The sequence below is a fragment of the Pseudomonas sp. NPDC089401 genome, from assembly GCF_044749485.1.
Lineage (GTDB): Bacteria > Pseudomonadota > Gammaproteobacteria > Pseudomonadales > Pseudomonadaceae > Aquipseudomonas.
In genome coordinates this window covers 53,417-77,241 of record NZ_JBIVIA010000008.1, presented here as the reverse complement: position 1 = coordinate 77,241, position 23,825 = coordinate 53,417, and the positions used below count along the sequence as shown (strand labels likewise).

20 protein-coding genes and 1 other RNA gene are annotated in these 23,825 nt (G+C 63.3%); 12 read left to right on the top strand and 9 right to left on the bottom strand.

Going from position 1 to position 23,825, the window contains the following annotated elements; all coding sequences use genetic code 11:
* Positions 1–64: 64 nt before the first annotated feature.
* The 5 genes from ssrA to ACIP21_RS18505 form a co-directional block, all read right to left on the bottom strand.
* Positions 65–456, bottom strand: a transfer-messenger RNA (tmRNA) gene (gene ssrA, locus ACIP21_RS18525).
* Positions 457–558: 102 nt separating this feature from the next.
* Positions 559–852, bottom strand: a complete 294-nt coding sequence (locus ACIP21_RS18520; protein WP_400690382.1) for a hypothetical protein — start codon at positions 850–852, stop codon at positions 559–561.
* Positions 853–1,074: 222 nt separating this feature from the next.
* Positions 1,075–3,885 carry an FAD-binding and (Fe-S)-binding domain-containing protein gene (locus tag ACIP21_RS18515; RefSeq protein WP_400690380.1) on the bottom strand — a complete coding sequence of 937 codons (2,811 nt, stop codon included), beginning with the start codon at positions 3,883–3,885 and terminating at the stop codon, positions 1,075–1,077.
* A 73-nt stretch (positions 3,886–3,958) separates the two neighbouring features.
* Positions 3,959–5,104 (bottom strand): FMN-dependent L-lactate dehydrogenase LldD, encoded by a 1,146-nt coding sequence (lldD, locus tag ACIP21_RS18510; RefSeq protein WP_400690377.1) that lies wholly within the window; start codon positions 5,102–5,104, stop codon positions 3,959–3,961.
* A gap of 63 nt (positions 5,105–5,167) precedes the next feature.
* Positions 5,168–6,838 carry a lactate permease LctP family transporter gene (locus ACIP21_RS18505; protein WP_400690375.1) on the bottom strand — a complete coding sequence of 557 codons (1,671 nt, stop codon included), beginning with the start codon at positions 6,836–6,838 and terminating at the stop codon, positions 5,168–5,170.
* Between the two features lie 256 nt (positions 6,839–7,094).
* On the opposite strand from ACIP21_RS18505, the gene ACIP21_RS18500 reads away from it, so the two are divergent.
* Positions 7,095–7,862 (top strand): FCD domain-containing protein, encoded by a 768-nt coding sequence (locus ACIP21_RS18500; RefSeq protein WP_400690372.1) that lies wholly within the window; start codon positions 7,095–7,097, stop codon positions 7,860–7,862.
* A gap of 126 nt (positions 7,863–7,988) precedes the next feature.
* Here the strand turns inward: ACIP21_RS18500 and smpB are convergent, their stop codons facing one another.
* Positions 7,989–8,471, bottom strand: a complete 483-nt coding sequence (gene smpB / locus ACIP21_RS18495; RefSeq protein WP_003249914.1) for an SsrA-binding protein SmpB — start codon at positions 8,469–8,471, stop codon at positions 7,989–7,991.
* A gap of 163 nt (positions 8,472–8,634) precedes the next feature.
* Here smpB and ACIP21_RS18490 point away from each other — a divergent pair, with 163 nt between their 5' ends.
* A complete protein-coding gene (locus tag ACIP21_RS18490; protein WP_400690370.1) occupies positions 8,635–9,069 on the top strand; it encodes a type II toxin-antitoxin system RatA family toxin in 435 nt (144 codons plus the stop codon).
* A gap of 60 nt (positions 9,070–9,129) precedes the next feature.
* Here ACIP21_RS18490 and ACIP21_RS18485 read toward each other — a convergent pair whose 3' ends face one another.
* Positions 9,130–9,663, bottom strand: coding sequence for an outer membrane protein assembly factor BamE (locus tag ACIP21_RS18485; protein WP_400690368.1), 534 nt, complete (start codon positions 9,661–9,663; stop codon positions 9,130–9,132).
* A gap of 97 nt (positions 9,664–9,760) precedes the next feature.
* Between ACIP21_RS18485 and fur the strand changes: the two genes are divergently transcribed.
* Positions 9,761–10,165 (top strand): ferric iron uptake transcriptional regulator, encoded by a 405-nt coding sequence (fur, locus tag ACIP21_RS18480; protein WP_167070802.1) that lies wholly within the window; start codon positions 9,761–9,763, stop codon positions 10,163–10,165.
* A gap of 205 nt (positions 10,166–10,370) precedes the next feature.
* Here fur and recN read toward each other — a convergent pair whose 3' ends face one another.
* Entirely contained in the window at positions 10,371–12,044 is a 1,674-nt protein-coding gene (recN, locus tag ACIP21_RS18475) for a DNA repair protein RecN (protein WP_400690365.1), read from the bottom strand.
* Positions 12,045–12,235: 191 nt separating this feature from the next.
* On the opposite strand from recN, the gene grpE reads away from it, so the two are divergent.
* From grpE to ACIP21_RS18435, 8 genes are all read left to right on the top strand, one after another.
* Positions 12,236–12,790, top strand: coding sequence for a nucleotide exchange factor GrpE (gene grpE, locus ACIP21_RS18470; RefSeq protein WP_400690362.1), 555 nt, complete (start codon positions 12,236–12,238; stop codon positions 12,788–12,790).
* Between the two features lie 101 nt (positions 12,791–12,891).
* Positions 12,892–14,817 carry a molecular chaperone DnaK gene (gene dnaK, locus ACIP21_RS18465; RefSeq protein ID WP_400690359.1) on the top strand — a complete coding sequence of 642 codons (1,926 nt, stop codon included), beginning with the start codon at positions 12,892–12,894 and terminating at the stop codon, positions 14,815–14,817.
* Positions 14,818–15,015: 198 nt separating this feature from the next.
* Positions 15,016–16,140 (top strand): molecular chaperone DnaJ, encoded by a 1,125-nt coding sequence (dnaJ, locus tag ACIP21_RS18460; protein ID WP_261941628.1) that lies wholly within the window; start codon positions 15,016–15,018, stop codon positions 16,138–16,140.
* A 13-nt stretch (positions 16,141–16,153) separates the two neighbouring features.
* A complete protein-coding gene (dapB, locus tag ACIP21_RS18455; protein WP_400690355.1) occupies positions 16,154–16,957 on the top strand; it encodes a 4-hydroxy-tetrahydrodipicolinate reductase in 804 nt (267 codons plus the stop codon).
* A gap of 327 nt (positions 16,958–17,284) precedes the next feature.
* Positions 17,285–18,421, top strand: a complete 1,137-nt coding sequence (gene carA / locus ACIP21_RS18450) for a glutamine-hydrolyzing carbamoyl-phosphate synthase small subunit (protein ID WP_400690353.1) — start codon at positions 17,285–17,287, stop codon at positions 18,419–18,421.
* 106 nt (positions 18,422–18,527) lie between these two features.
* Positions 18,528–21,749 (top strand): carbamoyl-phosphate synthase large subunit, encoded by a 3,222-nt coding sequence (carB, locus tag ACIP21_RS18445; RefSeq protein WP_400690350.1) that lies wholly within the window; start codon positions 18,528–18,530, stop codon positions 21,747–21,749.
* Positions 21,746–22,228, top strand: coding sequence for a transcription elongation factor GreA (gene greA / locus ACIP21_RS18440; protein ID WP_023629346.1), 483 nt, complete (start codon positions 21,746–21,748; stop codon positions 22,226–22,228). Before carB ends, greA begins: the two co-directional genes overlap by 4 nt.
* Entirely contained in the window at positions 22,206–22,655 is a 450-nt protein-coding gene (locus ACIP21_RS18435) for an MFS transporter (protein ID WP_103448903.1), read from the top strand. Before greA ends, ACIP21_RS18435 begins: the two co-directional genes overlap by 23 nt.
* 12 nt (positions 22,656–22,667) lie before the next feature.
* Here the strand turns inward: ACIP21_RS18435 and yhbY are convergent, their stop codons facing one another.
* The gene (gene yhbY, locus ACIP21_RS18430) at positions 22,668–22,976 is read right to left on the bottom strand and encodes a ribosome assembly RNA-binding protein YhbY (RefSeq protein ID WP_028632629.1); all 309 of its coding nucleotides are present in this window, start codon (positions 22,974–22,976) and stop codon (positions 22,668–22,670) included.
* A gap of 102 nt (positions 22,977–23,078) precedes the next feature.
* Between yhbY and rlmE the strand changes: the two genes are divergently transcribed.
* The gene (gene rlmE / locus ACIP21_RS18425) at positions 23,079–23,705 is read left to right on the top strand and encodes a 23S rRNA (uridine(2552)-2'-O)-methyltransferase RlmE (RefSeq protein WP_400690347.1); all 627 of its coding nucleotides are present in this window, start codon (positions 23,079–23,081) and stop codon (positions 23,703–23,705) included.
* Positions 23,706–23,825: the final 120 nt, after the last annotated feature.

Genomic DNA, 23,825 nt, shown 5'->3' with positions numbered 1-23,825 from the left:
GAGGGGCCTCAAGGAATCCCAGGCACAAAAAAAGACGCCCGAGGGCGTCTTCTTTCTTGGAATTTGGTGGAGCCGGGGGGATTTGAACCCCCGTCCGCCAGTACTCCGCTGTCGGTACTACATGCGTAGCCGTGTCTACTGATTTAATCCGCAGCCGCCCGACGGGCAGGGTGCTTTGGATGAGTTGGGTAAGTTTTAGTCGCTTTGCCCCCAACGTGCTACACGACGATCCTGTTCTGTATGACAATCATTTCGGGTTTACAGGCATCCCCTGATGATTGCTGGAGCCGAAGCTACCAGGAGAGCGGGCTCAGCTGCTTACGCAGCGAGAGCGTAGCCCTCGTAGTTTTCGTCATTGGCAACTATAGAAAGTTGCAACAGTGGATTTACGAGTTCTGTTACCAACTCGGCATGCACCTAGAGTTTCGCTACCGGCGTCGAATCCTGATCGGCCCCACACTAGCTCTACGCTAACGCACCTTACGGCACGTAGGGTGGAGTATACGCCATTGTGCGGGCGGCGTCGACAGGCGGTCTGGCCGCCCGCACCAGCGCGGCTCAGGCGCCGCTGCCGCCAGCGGAACCGCTGCCTTTCTCGGTTTTTTCCAGGCGTTCGAGGACCTTGCTGGTGATGGCGATGCATTCCTTGGTGTCGCCCTTGGCCTGGGCGGCCTTGGCTTGGTCGACGTGCTCGGTGATGGCTTTGTCCAGGCCTTCGGAGGTGGCGCCGGCGGTGGCCATGCTGTCGTCGATCTTCTGCAGGTTGAGCGTGCAGAGGTCTTCGGCGGCGAACACCGGGGAGGCCAGGAGGGTGGCGGCCGCGAATAGGGCAGAGAGCGCTGTGCCTTTCATGGGTGTCTCCTTTTGAGGCCTCTGGAAGGGTGGGCCTGTAAGGTGGACTGTGGGGGGTGGTGGGGGTTCCATCGGGTTTATCGAGGCGTCGATCCGCCGCGAACACGGGCGAAGCCCGTGCCATGCACCGCGTTGGATTCTTCGCGGGTAAACCCGCTCCCACAGGGGGCGCGCGCGCCAGCTTGGGGAAATTGGCATGCTGGGCGCGGCCCTGTGGACAGGTCAGATGCTGCGCGGGCGAGTCACACGGTCCACCAGGTAAACCAGCCCGTGGTAGTCAATGCCACTGTGGCTGGACAGCCCGATCTCGCAGGTGCGGCTGGTGGAAATCCCTTCGCTGCAGTACTGCACGGCGTCCTTCAGGCTGCGCAGCGAATGGGCATTGAGCTCCGGCGTGGTGAAGCCCTTGTCGCCGGCGAAGCCGCAGCAGTGAATGCCTTCCGGCACCACCACCTGCTTGCTGCACCGCCGCGCCAGGTCGATCAGCGCCTGGCTTTCGCCCAGGTGCTGGGTGCTGCAGGTGACGTGCACGGCCACCGGTTGCTCCTGCGGGGTGAATTCCAGCTTGTCGACCAGGTGGGTGCGGATGAAGCGCACCGGGTCGTACAGGTCGAGCCGGGTTTCGCCCAGGTCCTGTACCAGGCGCAGGGTGCAGGGGCTGGTGTCGCAGTAGATCGGGTCGAGGCCGCCGCGGCTGGCGTGGAGCAGGGCGTTGATCAACTCCTGGCGCTTGTGTTCGGCCTGTTCGGGGTAGCCTTTGGAGGCGAACGGCTGGCCGCAGCAGAGGCTGTCGGCGTTGTCGGGGAATACCACCTGGTAGCCGGCCTTTTCCAGCAGGGCGCGGGTCTTGTCGAGCAGCGAACTTTGCTCGCGGTCGGCATAGGCCGGGCCCATTACCCGTGAGACGCAGGCGGCGAGGTAGACCACCCGTGGCCGCGCATCATTGCTCGCCGGGCCGAAGGCCACGCTGCGCAGGGGCTGGGGCATGGCCGGGGTCCAGTGCGGCAGTCGGCCTTTGCTGGCCTTGCTCAACGATGCGCTCAGCCGCGCCAGGCGCGGGGCTCCGAGCAGTTTGCGGGCGGTATTGGCGGCGGTCAGGGTCAGGCGCGCGCCACCCAGGGCCGTGTGGAAGTTTTCGGACAGCCAATTGGCGGTTTTCGGGTGCTCGGCGGCCTGGCTGCGCAGCTTTTTCACCAGCTCGCCGGTGTTGATGCCCACCGGGCAGCGCTGGGCGCACAGGCCGGTGGCGGCGCAGGTGTCGAGGCCCTGGTACTGGTAGGTCTGCAGCAGTTCGCGGGTATCGATGCCGGCACGTGTCTTGGCCTGGATGTCACGCCACATGACGATCCGCTGGCGAGGGCTGAGGGTCAGACCCTTGGACGGGCACACCGGTTCGCAGAAGCCGCATTCGATGCACTTGTCGACGATTTCGTCGGCGGCAGGCAGCGGCTTGAGGTTTTTCAGGTGGATGTCGGGATCGTCGCTGAGCACCACGTCGGGGTTGAGGATGCCGTTGGGGTCGAGCAGGCGCTTGAGCTTCCACATCAACTGGTAGGCGTCATGGCCCCACTCCAGTTCGACGAACGGCGCCATGTTGCGCCCGGTGCCGTGCTCGGCCTTGAGCGAGCCGCCGAACTCCACGGCCACCAACTGCGCCACGTCGTCCATGAAGGCCTGGTAGCGGGCGACTTCCGCCGCGCTGTTGAAGCCCTGGGTGAAGACGAAGTGCAGGTTGCCCTCCAGCGCGTGGCCGAAGATGATCGCCTCGTCGTAGCGGTGCTTGTCGAACAGCTGGAGCAGGCGGTTGACGCCCTCGGCCAGTTGCTCGACGGGAAAGGTCACGTCCTCGATGATCACCGTGGTGCCGGTCTGGCGCACGGCGCCGACGGCGGGAAAGGTGTCCTTGCGGATCTTCCACAGCTGGTTGTAGACGGCCGGGTCTTCGCTGAAGTCGACTTTCTGCTCCAGCGGGTAGTCGTCGATCGAGGCCATGACCTGTTGCAGCTGTTCGTGCAGCAGGCTCTGGCTGGCGGCGCGGGACTCGATCAGCAGGGCGCAGGCGTGGTCCGACAGGCCCTTGACCCACGCCGGCATGCCCGGCATGTCCTGCACCGAGCGCAGGCTGCGGCGGTCGAGCAATTCGACGGCGGATACCGGTTGGCGCTTGAGTACGGTCACCGCGCGGCAGCAGCTCTCGACGCTGGGGAACACCAGCAGCGCGCTGGCCTTGTGCGGGTGGTCGGGCACGGTGTCGTAGGTGACGGCGCTGATGAAGCCCAGGGTGCCCTCGGAACCGACCAGCAGGTGCTGGAGGATATCCAGTGGCTGGTCGTAGTCCACCAGCGCGTTGAGTGACAGGCCGGTGGTGTTCTTCAGTCGGTATTTGTGCCGGATGCGCTCGGCCAGTTCGGTGTTGGCGCGGGTTTCACGGCCCAGGCGAGCGAGGGATTCGAGCAGCTCGGCGTGGGAGGTTTCGAAGGCGGCGACGCTGGCCGGGTCTTCGCTGTCCAGGCGGGTGCCGTCGGCCAGCACCAGGCGCAGGCCGGCGAGGGTGTGGTAGGTGTTCTGCGCGGTGCCGCAGCACATGCCGCTGGCGTTGTTGGCGACGATGCCGCCGATCTTGCAGGCGTTGATCGACGCCGGGTCCGGGCCGATCTTGCGGCCGTAGGGCGCCAGCCAGGCGTTGGCCTGGGCGCCGATGACACCGGGTTGCAGGCGGATCTGCTCGCCCTGGCCGCGGATCTCCCGGCCATTCCAGTTATCGCCGAGCACGATCAGCACCGAGTCGCTGATGGCCTGGCCGGACAGGCTGGTGCCGGCGGCGCGGAAGGTGACCGGTACGCGCTCGCGCTGGGCCAGGTGGATCAGCCCGACCACTTCGTCCTCGGACTCGACGCGCACCACCAGCTTGGGGATCAGCCGGTAGAAGCTGGCATCGGTGCCGAAGGCCAGGGTGGAGGTCGGGTCGTCGAAACGGCGTTCGGCGGGTATCAGGCGCTCGGCATCACGCAGGAACGCGGCGGGCAGGCTCATGCAATCTCCTCGCGGGGCCACGGCGTCTGCGCGCCGCGTGCCCCGGGTCATTCAGGCGGTACGGTGGGGGCGTTCAGGCGCCCAGTTCGCGGACCAGCGAGTCGCGGCTGATTTCGCTGATCGACTTGGCGCCGGTCAGCACCATGGCCACGCGCATTTCTTTCTCGAACAGCTCGAGCAGGTTCTTCACCCCGGCCTGGCCATGCACGGCCAGGGCCCAGAGGAAGGCGCGGCCGATCAGCACGGTGTCGGCGCCCAGGGCGATCATGCGCACCACGTCGAGGCCGCTGCGGATGCCGGAGTCGGCGAGGATCTTCAGGTCGCCCTTGACCGCGTCGGCAATCGCCGGCAGGGCGCGGGCGCTGGACAGCACGCCGTCGAGCTGGCGGCCGCCGTGGTTGGACACGACGATGCCGTCGGCGCCGAAGCGCACCGCGTCACGGGCGTCGTCGGCGTCGAGGATGCCCTTGATGATCATCGGGCCGTCCCAGAACTCGCGGATCCACTCCAGGTCCTTCCACGAGATCGACGGGTCGAAGTTGTTGCCCAGCCAGCCGATGTAGTCGGCCAGGCCCGTGGGGTTGCCCCGGTAGGTCGAAATGTTGCCCAGATCGTGTGGGCGGCCCATCACGCCCACGTCCCAGGCCCACTCGGGGTGGGTCATGGCCTGCAGCACGCGGCGCAGCGGGCCGTTGGCGCCGCTCATGCCGGAGTGGGCATCGCGGTAGCGGGCGCCGGGCACCGGCATGTCGACGGTGAACACCAGGGTTTTCACGCCAGCGGCCCTGGCCCGCTCCAGGGCGTTGCGCATGAAGCCGCGGTCTTTGAGCACGTAGAGCTGGAACCACATCGGCCGGTCGATGGCCGGGGCCACTTCTTCGATCGGGCACACCGAGACGGTGGACATGGTGAAGGGGATGCCATGGGCTGCGGCGGCACGGGCGGCCTGCACTTCGCCACGGCGGGCGTACATGCCGGTGAGGCCGACCGGGGCCAGGGCCACGGGCATGCTCAGGGTCTCGTCGAACAGCTGGGTCTGCAGGCTCAGCTCGGACATGTTGTTGAGCACGCGCTGGCGCAGGGCGATGCTGGCAAGGTCCGAGACGTTGTGGCGCAGGGTGTGCTCGGCGTAGGCGCCGCCGTCGGCGTAGTGGAAGAGGAAGGGAGGCAGCTTGCGTTGGGCCGCGGCGCGATAGTCGGTGGAGGCGGAAATGATCATGGATTCTCGCAACGTGGGTTGAAGGATATGCCGGGCGCGCCAGGGCGCCCGGCCCCTTTCACTTTAGTGTTGAACCAGCATGCCGGTCAGCCAGTAGGCCTGGATCAGGGTGATCAGGCCGACGATGGTGGCGAAGAACAGGCTGTGCTTGACGGTGAAGCGGAACAGGTCGGATTCCTTGCCGACCAGGCCGGTGGCGGCGCAGGCCACGGCGATCGACTGTGGCGAAATCATCTTGCCGGTCACGCCGCCGCTGGTGTTGGCCGCCACCAGCAGGGTGTCGTTGACCCCGATCTGGTGCGCGGTGGTGGCCTGCAGCGAGCTGAACAGGGCGTTGGACGAGGTGTCGGAGCCGGTCAGGAACACCCCCAGCCAGCCGAGGAACGGCGAGAAGAACGGGAACGCGGCGCCGGTGCCGGCCAGTACCAGGGCCATGGTCGAGGACATGCCCGAGTAGTTGGTGACGAAGGCGAAGGCCAGCACCATGCCGATCGACAGGATCGGCCAGCGCAGCTCCCAGAAGGTTTCCTTGAAAGTGGTCAGACCAGTTTTGAGGTTGATCTTCAGCACGGCCATGGAGATCAGTGCGGAGAGGAAGATCGCGGTGCCGGTGGCGGAGATCGGGTCGAGCTTGAACACGGCCGGCATGGCGGTCGGTGCGGTGACGATCGGCGCGGTCTTGATCACCAGCTGGTCGAGGTGCGGGATGGCGAAGTTGAACACGAAGTCGTACATCGCGCCGCCGGGGGCGAAGGCTGCCTTGAACGGCTTGAGGGTCCAGATCGTGACCAGCACGGTGAGGATCAGGAACGGCGACCAGGCCTTGAAGATCTCGCCGAAGCTGTACGGTGTTGGCTGGCTGCCGCCTGGCTGTACCACTGCGGCGCCGACGCTGCCCTTGGCCTGGGCGAACGAGCGCTTGGGCTGCCAGACCTTCAGGAACAGGGTCAGGCAGATCAGGCTGGCCAGGGCCGAGGTGATGTCCGGCAGCTCGGGGCCGATGAAGTTCGAGGTGAAGTACTGGGTCACGGCGAAGCTCAGGCCGGCAACCAGGGCGGCTGGCCAGGTTTCCTTGACGCCGCGCAGGCCATCCATCATGAACACCAGCCAGAACGGCACGAACAGCGACAGCAATGGCAGCTGGCGGCCGGTCATGGCGCCGATGTGGAAGGCGTCGATGCCGGTCACTTGCCCGGCGACGATGATCGGGATGCCCAGGGCGCCGAAGGCCACCGGTGCGGTGTTGGCGATCAGGCACAGGCCGGCGGCGTACAGCGGGTTGAACCCGAGGCCGACCAGCAGGGCAGCGGTGATGGCCACCGGCGCGCCGAAGCCGGCCGCGCCTTCGAGGAAGGCGCCGAAGCAGAAGCCGATCAGCAGCACCTGCAGGCGCTGGTCGTCGGTGATCGACAGCACCGAGCTGCGGATCACTTCGAACTGGCCGCTCTTGACCGTGAGTTTGTACAGGAACACCGCGGCAACGATGATCCAGGCAATCGGCCAGAGGCCGTAGAGGAAGCCGTAGCCGGCCGCCGCCAGGGCCATGTCGACAGGCATCTGGAAGGCGAAGATCGCCACCAGGATCGACAGGGCCAGGGTGATGCTGCCAGCGACGTGGCCTTTGAGGCGGAACACGGCCAGGGCGAGGAAGAAGAAGACGATGGGGATGACCGCCGCCAGTGCGGACAGGCCGAGACTACCAAGTGGGCTGTAGAGTTGTTGCCAGGTTTGCATATGGGGTGGCCCCTAATTGTTGTTGGTCAGGCACTGGCATTGGATAATTGGTAAGACCAATTTACAATGACTGGTCGCTAGGTTAAGAGCGCTGTCGTGGGTGTGTCAATTTGTCCCGCGCAAAACTTTGGTCGCGTGTCGATGAACGGGCGCCTGACGCCCTGGGAAATTCATTGGCTGATACGTGCTGGCGCGGCGCGGATCGGCGAGAATAGGCGCCCCGGCGATTCAGGCCGGGGTTTGTGGAGAGCATGTGATGGTTTTTGATCAGGTCCGCCAACGGCGCCTGTCCGACGACATCGTCGATCGGTTGGAAGGGATGATTCTCGAAGGTACGTTGACCTCCGGGCAGCGGCTGCCGGCCGAGCGCACCCTGGCCGAACAGTTCGGCGTGTCGCGCCCGTCACTGCGCGAGGCGATTCAGAAGCTGGTGGCCAAGGGGCTGCTGGTGAGCCGTCAGGGTGGCGGCAACTATGTGGCCGAATCGCTGGGCTCGACCTTCAGCGACCCGTTGCTGCAGTTGCTCGAGCACAGTGCCGAGGCGCAGCGCGATCTGCTGGAATTCCGTCACACCCTGGAGGCGTCATGCGCCTACTATGCGGCCCAGCGTGCCACCGAGCCGGATCGCGCGCGGCTCAAGGCGGCGTTCGATACCTTGCAGGACTGCTATGCCCGGGTCGACGAAGTGACGCGGGCGGAGGAGGGCGCGGCCGATGCGCGCTTCCACCTGGCGATTGCCGAGGCCAGCCATAACGCGGTGTTGCTGCATACCATCCGCGGGTTGTTCGATCTGCTCAAGCGCAACGTGGTGACCAACATCGGTGGCATGTACCAGCAGCGCAGCGAGACCCGGGACATGCTGATCAGCCAGCACCGGGAGCTGTACCTGGCGATCGTCGAGGGCAGGGCGGAGGACGCGCGGGAGGTGTCCAGCCGGCACATTCTGTATGTGCAGGAAGTGCTGGAAGAGGCGCAGGACGAGGCCCAGCGGGTGGCGCGGGCGGAGCGGCGCAGCGGGCGCTGAAAGCGGTGTTGGTTTCTTCGCGGGTGAACCCGCTCCCACAGGTAGTGCACAGATTTCAGATTCTGTGCACTACCTGTGGGAGCGGGTTCACCCGCGAAAGGGCCGGAACAGGCTAAAGAAGGAGGGTTACTCTTCCTTGCCCTTGTTCCGCACCGCACGCTGCAGCTCGCGGTTGGAGTCGCGTTCGCGCATGGTGTCGCGCTTGTCGAACTCCTTCTTGCCCTTGCCGAGTGCGATTTCGCACTTGATCAGGTGCTTGCTCCAGTACAGCGCCAGGGCCACGCAGGTGTAGCCCTTCTGCGCCACGGCGGCTTCCACGCGCTCGAGCTCGCGCTTGTTCAGCAGCAGCTTGCGGGTGCGCGTGGGGTCGGCGATGACGTGGGTGCTGGCGGTGGTCAGCGGGGTGATGTGGCTGCCGAACAGCCAGGCTTCGCCATCCTTGAGCAGCACGTAGCTGTCGGTCAGGTGCGCCTTGCCGGCCCGCAGGCTCTTTACTTCCCAACCGGACAGGACCAGCCCGGCCTCGAACTTGTGTTCGATGAAGTAATCGTGTCGCGCCTTTTTGTTTTGCGCGATGGTCCCGGTCGGATGTTTCTTTTGTTTAGCCATAGGGGCGGCATTATAGGCAAGTCATCGCGCGGTCGGCTATGGGATTTCGGTGTGCTTGAGCCACTGCAATGAATACCGGACAATACAAGGCCTGTCATACGCACAGAACCTGTTTTCGGCACGCTGTGAAGCGCCGCCACCCAGCCTTGGAAGTGACGCCTGGATGACTACCCATATTCAACGCTCCGCCCTGCTGCCGTACCCTGCCCAGGCGCTCTACGATCTGGTCAACGATGTGGCCAGCTACCCTGAATTCCTGCCTTGGTGCTCGGCCTCGACGGTGATCGAGAGCAGTGATACGCACATGCGTGCAAAGCTGGAAGTCGCCAAGGGCGGCATGAGCCAGCAGTTCGTGACCCGCAATGTGCTGGTGCCGGGGCAGTCCATCGAGATGAACCTGGAGGAGGGGCCGTTTACCCAGCTGCATGGCGTGTGGGTGTTCAAGCCATTGGGAGAAAAGGCCTGCAAGATCAGCCTCGACCTGACCTTCGACTATGCCGGTGCAATCGTGCGCGCGACCTTGGGGCCGTTGTTCAACCAGGCGGCCAATACCCTGGTGGATGCGTTCTGCCAGCGTGCCAAGCAGCTCAATGGCTAGATGAGCAGCCTGACATGAAAAAGCCCGGACCATGGTCCGGGCTTTTCTTTGCGCCTGCAGTTACTGCGGCGAGGTGTCCAGCGGTGCCGGGGTAGGCACTGGCGTGGTCTCGATGGTGTCGATCTCGCGCTGGATGGTGTCTTCCACCGAGCCTGGCTTGGCCGGCTTTTCTTCGGCTTGCGGCTTGGCTTGTTCAGGCTGGGCGCCCGGGCTGACCGTGGTATCGCTGCTGCCGCCTAGGATTTCCTGGTCGCGGCTCACGCCTGGCATGAAGTCGCCGGACAGGTTGACCAGTTGGTCGCTGTCGTTGAAGAACACGCTCATGCGCTCCTGCTGGCGTTGGCCGCCACCGGGCTGCAGGCTGTACAGGTAATCCCACCGGTTGGTGTTGAAGGTATCCTGAATCAGCGGGTTACCCATGATAAACCTTACTTGCCGGCGGGTCATTCCGGGGCGCAATTGGTCTATCATGTCTTGCGTGACGACATTGCCCTGCTGGATGTCGATTTTGTAAACCCCGGGAAACGAGCAACCGGCGAGTGCGAGCAGTCCCGCGAAGGCGAGGCTGTTTAGCAAGAGCTTGGTGTTTTGCATCGGTGGGCGACTTCCACTATCTTGGCTGGACAACGTAAACACCGATCATACCCGTATTAAGAGAAGCTGCGAAGCAGCATCGGCGAGAAAGCTGACCATGGTTGAAAATAGCGAATTGCGCAAAGCCGGCCTCAAGGTGACCCTGCCTCGAGTCAAGATCCTTCAGATGCTCGATTCCACCGAGCAACGTCACATGAGCGCGGAAGATGTCTACAAGGCGCTGATGGAGGCTGGCGAGGACGTCGGTCTGGCAACCGTCTATCGCGTACTGACCCAGTTCGAAGCGGCTGGCCTGGTGGTACGTCACAACTTCGACGGCGGCCACGCGGTGTTCGAGCTGGCTGACGGCGGTCACCACGACCATATGGTCAACGTGGAGAACGGCGAAGTCATCGAGTTCATGGATGCTGAAATCGAGCGCCGTCAGAAAGAAATCGTGGCCGAGCATGGCTACGAGCTGGTGGACCATAACCTGGTCCTCTATGTGCGTAAGAAAAAGTAACGATTTAGCTCGTTATGAACGACAAAGGCGACCTTCGGGTCGCCTTTGTGCTTTCAAGAAGGGAATCAAAGCTGTGGTGGCTTTACTGGCCTCTTCGTGGGCAAGCCCGCTCCCACAGGTGGATCAATAGGCCTGAGGCCTCCACGATCCTGTGGGAGCGGCGGTGCGGCGACCCGACTTGCCCGCGAAGAGGTTGACGGAGATATCAGGCCTTGCCGGAAACCACCATCTTGCGCGCATGCGCCAGGGATTCCTTGGTCAGGTCGATGCCGCCGAGCATCCGCGCCACTTCCTCGACGCGCTCGCGTTTGCCCAGGCTGGCCACCGCGGTATGGGTGGTGTCGCTGTTGCGCACCTTGTGCACGAACAGGTGATGATGCCCCTGTGCCGCCACCTGTGGCAGGTGGGTCACGGTCAGTACCTGGCCGCGTTCACCCAGGCGACGCAGCAGTTGCCCAACAATCTCTGCAGTCGGGCCGCCGATGCCCACGTCGACTTCGTCGAACACCAGGGTCGGAATGCGCGACGTCTGCGCCGTGATTACCTGGATCGCCAGGCTGATCCGCGAGAGTTCGCCCCCGGAGGCCACCTTGGCCAGGCCTTTGAGTGGCTGGCCGGGGTTGGCGCTGACCAGCAGTTCGACCTGCTCCAGGCCGTGGGGGGACAGGTCGTTGCCTTCATTGGGCTTGAGTTCGATGCAGAACCGCCCGCCCGGCATGCCCAGGCGCTGGATTTCCACTTCCACGGCACTCGCCAGCTGCTGCGCGGCCTGCTGGCGCAGGGCGCTGAGCTCGATGGCCTTCTCTTTATAGTGCTGGGCAAACGCCGCCAGCTCCTCGCCCAGGCGTTCGATCGACTCGTCGCTGGCGTTGAGCGTTTCCAGCTCCTCCATCAATTGCTGCTGCAGGTGGGGCAGCTCGGTAGGGTGCACGCGGTGCTTGCGCGCCAGGGTATAGATGGTGTCGAGGCGCTCTTCCAGTGCCTGGAGGCGCATCGGGTCGGCGTCGAAGTTGTCGAGGAAGCGGTTGAGTTCGCCCATGGCCTCTTCCACCTGGATCTGCGCGGTGGCAATCATGTTCGCGGCTTCGCCCAGTGCTTTCGGGGCATTGGTTGCCGCGCCCAGGCGGTTGAGGCTGGAGGTGAGCGCGCTGAGCACGTTGCCCGAGTCGCTTTCGCTGCACTGGTCGATGACCTGGCGGCAGATGCCGAACAGGGCCTCGGCACTGGTCAGGTTCTTGTGCTCCTGCTCCAGGTGCTCCAGTTCATGCTCGCCAAGGCCGAGGTTGTCCAGCTCTTCGAGCTGGTAGCTGAGCAGCTGGTGGCGCGCCCGCTGCTCGTCACCGGAGTTGGCCAGACGATCGCGCTCCAGGCGGGTCTGGTTCCAGCGCTTGGCGGCAAGCTGTACCTGGCGGGCCAGGTCGATGGCGCCGGCGTATTCGTCCACCAGGCGGCGGTGGGTGTCGGTTTTCAGCAGCGACTGGTGTTCATGCTGGCTGTGGATGTCGATCAGCAGCTCGCCCAGCGCCTTGAGGTCGCCAAGCGGGCAGGGTGTGCCATTGATGTAGCCGCGGCTGCGGCCCTCGGCGGTGATCACCCGGCGCAGGATGCACGGGCCGTCGTCGCTGAGATCGCGCTCGGCCAGCCAGGCGTGGGCTTCGGGGATGTCCACCAGGTCGAAGGTGGCGAGGATGTCTGCCTTGTCGGTGCCCGGACGCACCACGCCGCTGTCGGCACGGTCGCCCAGGGCCAGGCCGAGGGCGTCGAGCATGATCGACTTGCCGGCCCCGGTCTCGCCGGTGATGACGGACATGCCGCGGGCGATTTCGAGGTCGAGGTGTTCGACGATGGCGTAGTTGTGAATGGACAGGTGCACCAGCATTGGGGCGGCTCCCGAAGTTCGTGTCTGGTTATTTATACAGTACTTTTTTCGGGCCTGCCAATGTCCCTCGGCGGATTTTCTCGCCGCCCGGAAAACCGCCTTGCCCCTTGAAGCTGGTTTTTCCGGCCCCATATAGCCGGCAGACACGGCGAGCTTTGCTCGTAGAACAGAAATTGCCCAGGAGAGAACCCATGGCTGACGAACAGCTGAACGAGAAAGACCTTAATGCCGAAGAGGCCGCTGCGGTGGATACCGGCGCCCGCGTTCTGGAGCTCGAGGAGCAGCTGGCCGCGGCCAAGGATCAGTCCCTGCGTGTTGCTGCCGAAGCGCAGAACAGCATTCGCCGCGCCGAACAGGAAGTCGACAAGGCCCGCAAGTTTGCCCTCGAGAAGTTCTCGGGCGACCTGCTGCCGGTGATCGACAGCCTGGAAATGGCCCTGACCCACCTCAATCCCGAGGATGAGCAGGTCAAGAAATCCCGTGAAGGCCTCGAGCTGACCTTGAAGATGTTCCAGGACACCCTCAAGCGCTACAACCTCGAAGCCATCGACCCGCACGGCCAGCCGTTCAACCCTGAGCACCACCAGGCCATGGCCATGCAGGAAAGCGCTGACGCCGAACCGAACAGCGTGTTGAACGTGTTCCAGAAAGGCTACCTGCTCAACGGCCGTCTGCTGCGTCCCGCCATGGTGGTGGTGAGCAAGGCGCCGGCCGCCCCGCAACCTTCTATCGACGAGAAGGCTTGAAATCTGTCGGGGCATCCCCATCTAGGTGTCAAGCGATCAAGTATTACCGCAGTTGGCCAAAGTAGCCGCTGCCGCCAAATTCAAGTTTCGGGAGAGTAAACATGGGCAAAATCATCGGTATCGACCTGGGGACCACCAACTCGTGCGTCTCCATTCTGGAAAACGGTAACGTCAAGGTCATCGAAAACGCCGAAGGCGCGCGTACCACCCCTTCGATCGTGGCCTACGCCAACGACGGCGAAATCCTGGTTGGCCAGTCGGCCAAGCGCCAGGCCGTCACCAACCCGCACAACACCCTGTTCGCGGTGAAGCGCCTGATCGGTCGCCGCTTCGAAGAAGAAGTCGTGCAGAAAGACATCAAGCTGGTGCCGTACAAGATCGTCAAGGCCGGTAACGGCGACGCCTGGGTACAGGCCAGCGGCAAGGACATGGCGCCGCCACAGATCAGCGCCGAAGTCCTGAAGAAAATGAAGAAGACCGCCGAAGACTACCTCGGCGAGCCTGTCACCGAAGCGGTCATCACCGTTCCGGCCTACTTCAACGACAGCCAGCGCCAGGCTACCAAGGATGCCGGTCGCATCGCCGGTCTGGACGTCAAGCGCATCATCAACGAACCGACCGCTGCCGCACTGGCGTACGGCATGGACAAGGCCAAGGGCGACCACACCGTCATCGTTTATGACCTCGGTGGTGGTACCTTCGACGTTTCGGTCATCGAAATCGCCGAAGTCGACGGTGAGCACCAGTTCGAAGTACTGGCTACCAACGGCGACACCTTCCTGGGTGGCGAAGACTTCGACATGCGTCTGATCGACTACCTCGTGGACGAGTTCAAGAAAGAGTCCGGCATGGACCTGAAGAACGACCCACTGGCCCTGCAGCGCCTGAAAGAAGCCGCTGAAAAGGCCAAGATCGAGCTGTCCTCGGCCCAGTCGACCGACGTCAACCTGCCGTACATCACTGCAGACGCTACCGGTCCCAAGCACCTGAACGTGAAGATCTCCCGCGCCAAGCTGGAGTCGCTGGTCGAAGACCTGGTCAACCGTACCATCGAGCCTTGCCGCATCGCCCTGAAAGACGCCGGCATCGACGCCAGCAAGATCGACGACGTGATCCTGGTCGGTGGCCAGACCCGTATGCCGATGGTGCAGAAAGCCGTTGCCGACTTCTTCGGCAAGGAAGCCCGCAAGGACGTCAACCCGGACGAAGCCGTGGCCATGGGTGCTGCCATCCAGGGCGCCGTACTGGCTGGTGACGTGAAGGACGTGCTGCTGCTGGACGTCAGCCCGCTGACCCTGGGTATCGAAACCATGGGTGGCGTGATGACTGCGCTGATCGAGAAGAACACCACCATCCCGACCAAGAAGTCGCAGGTGTTCTCGACTGCCGACGACAACCAGGGCGCGGTGACCATCCACGTGCTGCAAGGTGAGCGCAAGCAGGCTTCGCAGAACAAGTCGCTGGGCAAGTTCGACCTGTCCGAGATCCCGCCAGCGCCACGTGGCGTGCCGCAGATCGAAGTGACCTTCGACATCGACGCCAACGGCATCCTGCACGTCGGCGCGAAAGACAAGGCCACCGGCAAGGCTCAGTCGATCGTGATCAAGGCCAACTCCGGCCTGTCCGACGAAGAGATCGAAAAAATGGTGCGTGACGCCGAGGCCAACGCCGAGGAAGACCGCAAGTTCGAAGAGCTGGCCACTGCCCGTAACCAGGGTGACGCGCTGGTTCACTCGACCCGCAAGATGGTCGCTGACGCTGGTGACAAGGTCACTGCCGAAGAGAAAACCGCCATCGAAGCAGCCGTGGTTGCCCTGGAAGCCGCTGTCAAAGGCGACGACAAGGCTGCCATCGACGCCAAGGTCGAGGAACTGTCCAAGGTTTCGGCCCCGGTTGCCCAGAAGATGTACGCCGAGCAGTCGGCCGAACAGCCTCAGGGTGGCGCGCAGCAGGCCGAGCCGGAAGCCAAGCACGACGACGTGGTTGACGCCGAGTTCGAAGAAGTGAAAGGCGACGACAAGAAGTAATCGTTGCATGCTGTCGACCCGTTCACCGGCTTAGGCTGGTGAACTGGTAGGATGTCGCCGCGCGGGGGCTTGCTCCCGCGTTGGCGTATCTGGAATTCGAGATTTTTTTACAGCATTTGCCCGCGCCATTGGTGGTCTGCAGGCAGGTGCTGATGGCGCGGCGCAGATGCCAGACGCCCAACAAGGTGCAAATGACCTATGTCCAAGCGTGATTATTATGAGGTCCTGGGTGTCGAGCGCGGCGCCAGCGAAGCTGACCTCAAGAAGGCCTACCGCCGTCTGGCGATGAAGTACCACCCGGACCGCAACCCGGGCGACAAGGAGTCGGAAGACAAGTTCAAGGAGGCCAACGAGGCCTACGAAGTGCTGTCTGATGCCAGCAAGCGCGCGGCGTTCGACCAGTATGGCCACGCCGGCGTCGACCCTAGCATGGGTGGCGGTGGTGCCGGTTTCGGCGGTGCCAACTTCTCCGACATCTTCGGCGACGTGTTCAGCGATTTCTTCGGTGGCGGTCGCGGCGGTGGTCGTGGCGGTGCCCAGCGTGGCAGCGACCTGCGCTACACCCTGGAACTGAACCTGGAAGAAGCGGTGCGTGGCACCACGGTCAGCATTCGCGTGCCGACCCTGGTCAATTGCAAGCCGTGCGACGGCTCCGGGGCCAAGAAGGGCTCCACGCCTTCCACCTGCCCGACCTGTGGCGGTATCGGCCAGGTGCGCATGCAGCAGGGCTTCTTCTCGGTGCAGCAGACCTGCCCGCGCTGCCATGGCCAGGGCAAGATCATCACCGACCCGTGCACCTCGTGCCATGGCGAAGGTCGTGTCGAGGAATACAAGACCCTGTCGGTCAAGGTGCCGGCCGGTGTCGACACCGGCGACCGCATCCGTCTCTCCGGCGAAGGCGAGGCGGGTACCCACGGCGGCCCGACCGGCGACCTGTACGTGGTGATCAACGTGCGCGAGCACGAGATCTTCCAGCGCGACGGCAAGCACCTGTATTGCGAAGTGCCGATCAGCTATACCGATGCCGCCCTGGGTGGTGAGCTGGAAGTGCCGACCCTCGACGGTCGTGTGAAGCTGAAGATTCCGGAAGGCACCCAGACCGGCAAGCAGTTCCGCCTGCGCGGCAAGGGCGTCGCTCCGGTGCGTGGCGGTGGTGCCGGCGACCTGCTGTGCCGGGTTGCGGTGGAAACCCCGGTCAACCTGAGCCGCCGCCAGCGCGAACTGCTCGAAGAACTGCGCAGTTCGCTGGAGGGCGACAGCTCCCACTCGCCCAAGGCCAGTGGCTGGTTCGATGGCGTGAAGCGCTTCTTCGGCGATCTCTGATAAGGAAACGGCTATGCGACGTATTGCAGTGATGGGCGCGGCAGGGCGGATGGGCAAGACCCTGATCGAAGCCGTGCAGCAAACCCCGGGTGCCGGGCTGACGGCGGCGATCGATCGCCCGGACAGCTCGCTGGTGGGTGCCGATGCCGGTGAACTGGCGGCCCTTGGTCGGATCGGCGTGCTGCTGTCCGATGACCTGGCCAAGGTCGCCGACGAGTTCGACGTGCTGATCGACTTCACTCACCCGTCGGTGACTTTGAAGAACCTTGCCTTCTGCCGTAAGCACGGCAAGGCGATGATCATCGGTACCACGGGTTTCTCCGTGGAAGAGAAGCAGTTGCTGGCCGAGGCGGGCAAGGACATTCCAATCGTGTTCGCCGCCAACTTCAGCGTCGGCGTCAACCTCAGCCTCAAGCTGCTGGACATGGCGGCGCGGGTGCTGGGCGATGATGTCGACATCGAGATCATCGAGGCGCACCACCGGCACAAGGTCGACGCGCCTTCGGGTACCGCGCTGCGCATGGGTGAAGTGGTCGCCAATGCGCTGGGGCGTGACCTGCAGGAAGTGGCGGTTTATGGCCGTGAAGGCCAGACCGGCGCGCGTGATCGCCAGACCATCGGTTTCGCCACCGTGCGTGCTGGCGATGTGGTGGGTGATCACACTGTGCTGTTCGCCGCTGAGGGCGAGCGCCTGGAGATCACCCACAAGGCCTCCAGCCGCATGACCTTCGCCAAGGGCGCCGTGCGTGCGGCGCTGTGGCTGGATGGGCGTGAGCCGGGCCTGTACGACATGCAGGATGTGCTCGAGCTGCGCTGACCTGTTCGATCGGTGCTGGCTTCTTCGCGGGTAAACCCGCTCCCACAGGAGTTATGCAGGGCTCAGGCTTTGCACGGTCCCTGTGGGAGCGGGTTTACCCGCGAAGAAGCCAGCACCGATGTCAGTCTGTCGCAATCATGTGTTTTGGAGGCACATATTCGGTAGACCCAAAACGCACTTTTCTGTAAGCTACAGCTTTAGTGTGTCCACTAAAAGCGCGCAGCGAATTGAATTCAGCACATGAAAGCGGGGTGACGTGTCCATACGTCACTCCGCTTTTTTGCAACCTGCGATCGCCCTTTCATGCTTGATTAACGGGAGGTCTTCTTGACAAAGCCAGCCATACTCGCCCTTGCCGACGGCAGTATTTTCCGCGGTGAAGCCATCGGTGCCGACGGTCAGACCGTTGGTGAGGTGGTATTCAACACCGCTATGACCGGCTACCAGGAAATCCTTACAGACCCTTCCTACTCGCAGCAAATCGTTACCCTGACCTACCCGCACATCGGCAACACCGGCACCACGCCGGAAGACGCCGAGTCGAACCGCGTCTGGTCCGCTGGCCTGGTCATCCGTGACCTGCCGCTGCTGGCCAGCAACTGGCGTAACACCCAGTCGCTGCCTGAGTACCTGAAGGCCAACAACGTCGTCGCCATCGCCGGCATCGACACCCGTCGCCTGACCCGCATCCTGCGTGAAAAGGGCGCCCAGAACGGCTGCATCCTCGCCGGTGACGACATCACCGAAGAGCAGGCCATCGCCGCCGCTCGCGCCTTCCCGGGCCTCAAGGGCATGGACCTGGCCAAGGTCGTCTCCACCAAGGAACGCTACGAGTGGCGCTCCAGCGTGTGGGAACTGAAGACCGACAGCCACCCGACCATCGAGGCTGCCGACCTGCCGTACCACGTGGTCGCCTTCGACTACGGCGTCAAGCTGAACATCCTGCGCATGCTGGTCGCCCGCGGCTGCCGCGTGACCGTGGTGCCTGCCCAGACCCCGGCCAGCGAAGTGCTGGCACTCAATCCCGATGGCGTGTTCCTGTCCAACGGCCCTGGTGATCCGGAGCCATGCGACTACGCGATCCAGGCGATCAAGGAAATCCTCGAGACCGAGATCCCGGTCTTCGGCATCTGCCTCGGCCACCAGCTGCTGGCCCTGGCCTCCGGCGCTAAGACCGTGAAGATGGGCCACGGCCACCACGGTGCCAACCACCCGGTCCAGGACCTGGATACCGGCGTGGTCATGATCACCAGCCAGAACCACGGTTTCGCGGTTGACGAAGCCACCCTGCCGGGCAACGTCCGCGCTATCCACAAGTCGCTGTTCGACGGCACCCTGCAGGGTATCGAGCGCACCGACAAGAGCGCGTTCAGCTTCCAGGGCCACCCTGAAGCGAGCCCAGGCCCGACCGACGTCGCGCCACTGTTCGATCGTTTCATCGATGCCATGGCCAAGCGCCGCTGAGCATCCTGCATCAAGGCCCCGGGGCGGCTCGCGCCGCGCCCGGAAGCGCCTGACCCAGATTGTTCAAGACGGCTTGCCGACTGACCCGCGGATTTGAGTGACAACCATGCCAAAACGTACAGACATCAAAAGCATCCTGATTCTCGGCGCTGGCCCGATCGTGATCGGCCAGGCCTGCGAATTCGACTATTCCGGCGCCCAGGCCTGCAAGGCCCTGCGCGAGGAAGGTTTCCGCGTCATCCTGGTGAACTCCAACCCGGCCACCATCATGACCGACCCGGCCATGGCCGACGCCACCTATATCGAACCGATCAAGTGGCAGTCGGTGGCCAAGATCATCGAGAAAGAGCGTCCCGACGCCGTGCTGCCGACCATGGGCGGCCAGACCGCCCTGAACTGCGCCCTGGACCTGGAGCGCCACGGCGTTCTGGAGAAGTTCGGCGTGGAGATGATCGGTGCCAACGCCGACACCATCGACAAGGCCGAAGACCGTTCGCGCTTCGACAAGGCGATGAAGGACATCGGCCTCGAGTGCCCGCGTTCCGGTATTGCCCACAGCATGGAAGAGGCCAATGCGGTCCTCGAGAAGCTCGGCTTCCCATGCATCATCCGTCCGTCGTTCACCATGGGCGGCACTGGCGGCGGCATCGCCTACAACCGTGAAGAATTCGAAGAAATCTGCACCCGTGGCCTGGACCTGTCGCCGACCAAGGAACTGCTGATCGACGAATCGCTGATCGGCTGGAAGGAATACGAGATGGAGGTGGTCCGCGACAAGAAGGACAACTGCATCATCGTCTGCTCCATCGAGAACTTCGACCCGATGGGCGTGCACACCGGTGACTCGATCACCGTGGCTCCAGCACAAACGCTGACCGACAAGGAATACCAGATCATGCGCAACGCCTCGCTGGCGGTGCTGCGTGAAATCGGTGTCGAGACCGGCGGTTCCAACGTGCAGTTCGGTATCTGCCCGAACACCGGCCGCATGGTCGTGATCGAGATGAACCCGCGTGTTTCCCGTTCTTCGGCCCTGGCCTCCAAGGCCACCGGCTTCCCGATCGCCAAGATCGCTGCCAAGCTGGCCATCGGCTACACCCTCGACGAACTGCAGAACGACATCACCGGCGGCCGCACCCCTGCGTCCTTCGAGCCGTCGATCGACTACGTCGTCACCAAGCTGCCACGCTTCGCCTTCGAGAAATTCCCGAAAGCCGATGCCCGCCTGACCACCCAGATGAAATCCGTGGGTGAAGTCATGGCCATCGGCCGTACCTTCCAGGAATCCCTGCAGAAAGCCCTGCGCGGCCTGGAAGTCGGTGCCTGCGGCCTCGACCCGAAAGTCGACCTGGCCAGCCCGGAAGCCGCCAGCATCCTCAAGCGCGAACTGACCGTGCCGGGCGCCGAGCGTATCTGGTACGTGGCCGACGCGATGCGCTCGGGCATGACCTGCGAGGAAATCTTCGCGCTGACCGGCATCGACATGTGGTTCCTGGTGCAGATGGAAGACCTGATCAAGGAAGAAGAGAAGGTCAAGACCCTGGCTCTGTCGGCCATCGACAAGGCGATGATGCTGCGTCTGAAGCGCAAGGGTTTCTCCGACCAGCGCCTGGCCGTGCTGCTCGGCATCACCGACAAGAACCTGCGCCGTCACCGCCACAAGCTGGAAGTGTTCCCGGTGTACAAGCGCGTCGACACCTGCGCCGCCGAGTTCGCCACCGACACCGCCTACCTGTACTCGACCTACGAGGAAGAGTGCGAGGCCAACCCGTCGACCCGCGACAAGATCATGATCCTGGGTGGCGGCCCGAACCGTATCGGCCAAGGTATCGAGTTCGACTACTGCTGCGTGCACGCAGCCCTCGCGCTGCGTGAAGACGGTTACGAGACCATCATGGTCAACTGCAACCCGGAAACCGTTTCCACCGACTACGACACCTCGGACCGCCTGTACTTCGAGCCGCTGACCCTGGAAGACGTGCTGGAAGTCTGCCGCGTCGAGAAGCCGAAGGGCGTCATCGTCCACTACGGCGGCCAGACCCCGCTGAAACTGGCTCGCGCCCTGGAAGAAGCCGGCGTACCGATCATCGGTACCAGCCCGGACGCCATCGACCGTGCCGAAGACCGCGAGCGCTTCCAGCAGATGGTTCAGCGCCTGAACCTGCTGCAGCCGCCAAACGCCACCGTGCGCAGCGAAGAAGAAGCCATCCGCGCTGCCGGCAGCATCGGCTACCCGCTGGTCGTGCGCCCATCCTACGTGCTGGGTGGCCGCGCCATGGAGATCGTCTACGAGCTGGACGAGCTCAAGCGCTACCTGCGTGAAGCCGTGCAGGTGTCCAACGACAGCCCGGTACTGCTCGACCACTTCCTCAACTGCGCCATCGAGATGGACGTGGATGCGGTCTGCGACGGCACCGACGTGGTGATCGGCGCGATCATGCAGCACATCGAGCAGGCCGGTGTTCACTCCGGTGACTCCGCATGCTCGCTGCCACCTTACTCGCTGAGCCAGGAAGTGCAGGACGAAGTCCGCGTCCAGGTCAAGAAAATGGCCCTGGAGCTGGGTGTTGTCGGCCTGATGAACGTGCAGTTGGCCCTGCAGGGCGACAAGATCTACGTGATCGAAGTCAACCCGCGCGCCTCGCGTACCGTGCCGTTCGTGTCCAAGTGCATCGGCACTTCGCTGGCCATGATCGCGGCCCGTGTGATGGCCGGTAAAACCCTGAAGGAACTGGGCTTCACCCAGGAAATCATCCCGAATTTCTACAGCGTCAAGGAAGCCGTCTTCCCGTTCGCCAAGTTCCCAGGGGTTGACCCGATCCTCGGCCCTGAGATGAAATCGACCGGTGAAGTCATGGGTGTCGGTGACAGCTTCGGTGAAGCCTTCGCCAAGGCCCAGATGGGTGCCAGCGAAGTCCTGCCGACCGGCGGTACCGCGTTCATCAGCGTGCGTGACGACGACAAGCCGCAAGTGGCTGGCGTGGCCCGCGACCTGATCGCCCTGGGCTTCGAAGTGGTTGCAACTGCCGGCACCGCCAAGGTCATCGAAGCGGCTGGCCTGAAGGTGCGCCGCGTGAACAAGGTGACCGAAGGCCGTCCGCACGTGGTCGACATGATCAAGAACGACGAAGTGTCGCTGATCATCAACACCACCGAAGGCCGCCAGTCGATCGCCGATTCCTACTCGATTCGTCGCAATGCGCTGCAGCACAAGATCTACTGCACCACTACCATTGCGGCCGGTGAAGCCATCTGCGAAGCGCTGAAATTCGGGCCTGAGAAGACCGTTCGTCGCTTGCAGGATCTGCATGCAGGACTCAAAGCATGAGCATTACCAAATACCCGATGACCGTCCAGGGCGCTCGCGCCCTGGAAGAAGAGCACCTGTTCCTGAGCAAGACCGAGCGCCCGCGCCTCAGCCAGGCGATCGGTGAAGCCCGCGAACTGGGCGACCTCAAGGAAAACGCCGAATACCATGCTGCCCGCGAAGAGCAGGGCATGGTCGAGGCGCGCATCCGCGATATCGAAGGCCGCCTGCAGAACTCGGTGGTGATCGACGTCACCACCATCGCCCACACCGGCAAGGTGATTTTCGGCACCACCGTGGTGCTGGCCAACACCGAAACCGATGACGAGGTGACCTACCAGATCGTCGGCGAAGATGAAGCTGACGTGAAACAAGGCAAGCTTTCGAGCAGCGCACCGATCGCCCGTGCCATCATTGGCAAGGAAGAAGGTGACACCGTGGTGGTGAAGACACCAAGCGGTACGGTCGAGTACGAGATTGTCGAAGTCAAACACATCTGACCGGCGCCTGCGGGCGCCATCCCTCGAGGGGATCCTCTGGCAGCTGGCCCAGGTTTTCTGGGTCGGAGGCCTGTGGGTGTTCCATGTGGGGCTGGTGCCGGCGCTCAAGGTCAGTGGCCTGGCACCCTTGCTGGTGCAGGACATCGCCGGGCAGATCGACCGCTGGTTGATCGGCGTGGCGTTGCTTGGCTTGTTGACCCAGCTGGCGGTGCTGGCGAGGGTGGACGGCCTGGCGGCCTGGTGGCGGCAGTTTCGCGGGCAGATGCTGTTGTTGGGCTTTGCGGCCTGCGTGGGGTACTACACCTTGCGCTACGGCATCTCGGTCGGCGAGCGCTGGCAGATGTTCTGCTTCCTGGTACTGGGCTTCTCCGGCATCGTGCTGGTGGCCCAGCCGGTCCCGGTCAGGGCGCGCCAGGCGCGCCACTGAACGGAGCCACCGTTACTTGTAACGGTGGATGTTGGACAGCTGCTTGTTCGGCTGTGGGTTCTTGCGATAGATCAGCGCCTTCTTGCCGATGGTCTGCACCAGCTCGGCACGGCCGGCCTTGCACAGCGCGGCAATGGTTTCGGCGCGTTCTTCGCGATCTTCCGAGCGAATTTCGACCTTGATCAGCTCATGGTCGACCAGTGCGCGCTCCAATTCGGCGACGACGCCCTCATTCAAGCCGTTGCCAGCAACGATCAGGACCGGCTTCAGGTCATGACCAATGGACTTGTATTGCTTTTTCTGCTCGTTATTGAGCGGCATAATCTGACCCTTTCCGTCTGATTCTGTAAAATTGACCGGCATTTTACCCGAGGGCCACCGGCTCCGCCCAGTCAATCACGACGCATATCATCGAGGTGCCCCGTGGTACAACGTTCCAAAAGCAGCGCAAACTGGCTGCGTGAACACTTCAACGACCCTTTTGTGAAACAGGCACAGAAGGATGGCTACCGCTCGCGAGCGAGCTACAAACTGCTGGAGATCCAGGAAAAGGACCGCCTGATCCGCCCCGGCATGAGCGTGATCGACCTCGGCGCCGCGCCTGGAGGCTGGTCGCAGGTCACCAGTCGTCTGATTGGTGGCCAGGGCCGCCTGATCGCCTCCGACATCCTGGAAATGGACTCGATCCCGGACGTGACCTTCATCCAGGGTGACTTCACCCAGGACGAAGTGCTGCAACAGATCCTCGAGGCGGTCGGCGATTCGCACGTAGACCTTGTGATTTCCGACATGGCCCCCAATATGAGTGGTACGCCTGAGGTGGACATGCCTCGTGCCATGTTCCTTTGTGAGTTGGCCCTGGATCTGGCGACCCGCGTGCTCAAGCCGGGCGGGGACTTCCTGATCAAGATTTTCCAGGGCGAAGGTTTCGACATGTACCTCAAGGACGTGCGCAGCAAGTTCGACAAGGTGCAGATGCGCAAGCCTTCGTCGTCGCGGGACCGCTCTCGCGAACAGTACCTGCTGGGCAAGGGTTTCAAAGGGGCATGAGGCGTATTGCGGGGAGGCCGATAGTTATTTCCAATCGGCCGCCCCGTCTGGATCGTCCGAACTTCGTGTAGTCTAGCTTTCACAAAGGGTTACAGACGGTGCCTGCGGATGCGTAGGTAA